This window comes from Rhodopseudomonas sp. B29 (genome assembly GCF_000333455.1).
In the GTDB taxonomy this organism is placed as follows: Bacteria; Pseudomonadota; Alphaproteobacteria; order Rhizobiales; family Xanthobacteraceae; genus Rhodopseudomonas.
This window is the reverse complement of sequence record NZ_BADD01000299.1, coordinates 1-2,704: the sequence shown is the minus strand read 5'-3', so window position 1 is coordinate 2,704 and position 2,704 is coordinate 1. Positions and strand designations below refer to the sequence as shown.

Below are 2,704 nucleotides of genomic sequence, written 5' to 3'. Positions count from 1 at the left end.
CTGCCACCAGCGCCGTGAAGAGCACGCCGGCCACGACCGGCAGCCAGTGATGGGCACCGGCGTGGGGACTTTCTCCAAGACGGTGACGGCGAGGACGCCGGGCAGCACATGCGCCGGGGCCCACAGCACGATGGCCGGGATGTCGACCGAGAAGAACCGCACAGGCGTCATTTGCATCGCCCCGGCGGTGACCGGCACGAAGGCGCGGATCGGCGGCACGAAGCGGCCGAACAACACCGCCAGAGTGCCCCAGCGGGTAAAGAACGCCTCGGCCTGCGCCACCACATTGGGCAGCCGCGACAGCGGCCAGGCGGTGAGGATCTGGCGCTGCTCGCGTCGGCCGACCAGATAGGCCGAGCCGTCGCCGAGCAGCGCACCGGCGGCCGCCGACACCAACACGCCGGTCAGGTTCAATTGCCCTGTCGGCACAAGGGCGCTGAGTGCCAGGATAATGGTCGAGCCCGGCACCACCGAGCCCAGCACCGGCACAGCCTCCAGCAACGCCGCCAGAAACAGCGTCGGATAGGCCCATTCAGCATGGGCGGAGGCAAATTGAACGATGCTGTCGAGCCAGGCCGTCACCTTTGAAATCCCCCTGCGGTCATGGCGCACGGCGCCATTCGCGGTGCGGCGCCTGCAACAACGCTGGGGAAGCCGATTCGCAACGCAGCCTTTCCAAATCGCCCTACAACACCTATCTCGATGATATCGCGGAGGAACTTAGATCGATTCATGGGCTTGGGCCGATCGCGGCTCTCTGCTAGGTTCAATTCCGCACTCAACCGCATCCACCATGAAGATCGGGTTTCGGGCGCGTCCGGGACCACGGAGGATTGATGACCGCCGCCACGACCACCACGCAGGAGACCATCGGTTTGCCCGACATGAAGGTGTCGGTGCGGCAGGTCTTCGGCATCGATAGTGACCTCGAAGTCCCCGCTTATTCCGAGGTCGACCCGCATGTTCCGGACGTCGACAGCGACTACCGTTTCGACCGCGCCACCACGCTCGCCATTCTGGCCGGCTTCGCCAAGAACCGCCGCGTCATGGTCACCGGCTTCCACGGCACCGGCAAGTCGACCCATATCGAGCAGGTCGCGGCGCGGCTCAACTGGCCGTGCGTCCGCGTCAATCTCGACAGCCACATCAGCCGTATCGACCTCGTCGGCAAGGACTCGATCGTGGTCCGCGACGGCAAGCAGGTCACCGAATTCCGTGACGGCATCCTGCCCTGGGCGCTGCAGCACAACGTCGCTCTGGTTTTCGACGAATACGACGCCGGCCGCCCCGACGTGATGTTCGTGATCCAGCGCGTGCTGGAAATCTCCGGCCGGCTGACGCTGCTCGATCAGAACAAGGTCATCAAGCCGCATCCGGCGTTCCGGCTGTTCGCGACCGCCAACACCATCGGCCTCGGCGACACCTCGGGCCTGTATCACGGCACGCAGCAGATCAACCAGGGCCAGATGGACCGCTGGTCGATCGTCACCACGCTGAACTATCTGCCGCACGACGAGGAAGTCGAGATCGTCCTCGCCAAGGCCAAGCACTATCGCAACGCCGAGGGCCGCGACACTGTCAACAAGATGGTGCGGCTCGCGGACCTGACGCGTAACGCCTTCGCCAACGGCGATCTCTCCACGGTGATGAGCCCGCGTACGGTCATTACCTGGGCCGAGAATGCCGAGATCTTCGGCGACCTCGGCTTCGCGTTCCGCGTCACGTTCTTGAACAAATGCGACGAACTGGAACGGCCGCTGGTGGCCGAGTTCTATCAGCGCTGCTTCAATGCCGAGCTGCCGGAAAGCTCGGTCAACGTCGCGATGAGCTGACGACGACGTCCCTCTGCCCGCCCGCGGGCAGAGGTCGACGCGTGGAGCGAGCCGGGTGAGTGGGCTCCTCCCTCGCGTCCTGCGCATCCTCCCCTCACCCGACCCTTTCCCCTCGCGGAGAGGGAGAAGGCCGCGATGAGCACCACGCCGAACAACAAACTCCGCACCGGATCGAAGGAAGCGCCGACCGAACCGTTCAAGCGGGCGGTGACGTCGTGCCTGCGGGCGATCGCCAAGTCACCGGAGCTCGAAGTGACCTTCGCGGCCGAGCGTCCCGGCCTCGCGCCCGGCAAGGCGCGCCTGCCCGAGCCGGCACGCAAGATGAGCAAAAAGGACGCGGCGATCGTGCGCGGCCACGCCGACTCGATCGCGCTGCGGCTCGCCTGTCACGATCCCAAGGTGCATCGCAAGCTGATGCCCGGCAATCCGCAGGCGCGCGGCGTGTTCGAAGCCGTGGAGCAGGCCCGCGTCGAGGCGCTGGGCTCGCGGCGCATGGCGGGCGTCGCCAAGAACCTCACTGCGATGCTCGACGATCATTTCCACCGCGGCAAGTTCGACGAGATCACCGACCGCGCAGACGCGCCGCTGTCCGACGCGCTGGCCATGCTGGTGCGCGAGCGTCTGACGGGCCTCGCGCCGCCCGCCGCAGCGAAGCGAATCGTCGATTTGTGGCGCCCGGTGCTCGAAGACAAGATCGGCCCCCGGCTCGATCTGCTGGAGCGCTACGCCGAGGACCAGACGAAGTTCGGCGACGCCATCCATGACCTGCTCGAAGCGCTCGAACTCGGCGACGATCGGGATGCCGACGCCGAGGAAGACGAGAACCAGGACGACAAGCAGGAAGGCGAGAACGATCAGTCGGGCGCCGAAGG

1 protein-coding gene and 2 pseudogenes are annotated in these 2,704 nt (G+C 66.1%); 2 read left to right on the top strand and 1 reads right to left on the bottom strand.

Annotated features, from left to right (window positions below):
• Positions 1-582, bottom strand: a pseudogene (locus tag I5M_RS29525) (DedA family protein); the annotation flags it as partial.
• 254 nt (positions 583-836) lie between these two features.
• Here I5M_RS29525 and cobS point away from each other — a divergent pair.
• Together cobS and I5M_RS10985 are read left to right on the top strand one after the other, a co-directional pair.
• A complete protein-coding gene (gene cobS / locus I5M_RS10990; protein WP_022721449.1) occupies positions 837-1,832 on the top strand; it encodes a cobaltochelatase subunit CobS in 996 nt (331 codons plus the stop codon).
• A 135-nt stretch (positions 1,833-1,967) separates the two neighbouring features.
• Positions 1,968-2,704, top strand: a pseudogene (locus tag I5M_RS10985) (cobaltochelatase subunit CobT); the annotation flags it as partial.

What these genes read in the sequence shown, in the direction of transcription:
- cobS (WP_022721449.1), top strand. Translation starts at nt 837, where the DNA reads ATGACCGCCGCCACGACCACCACGCAGGAGACCATCGGTTTGCCCGAC.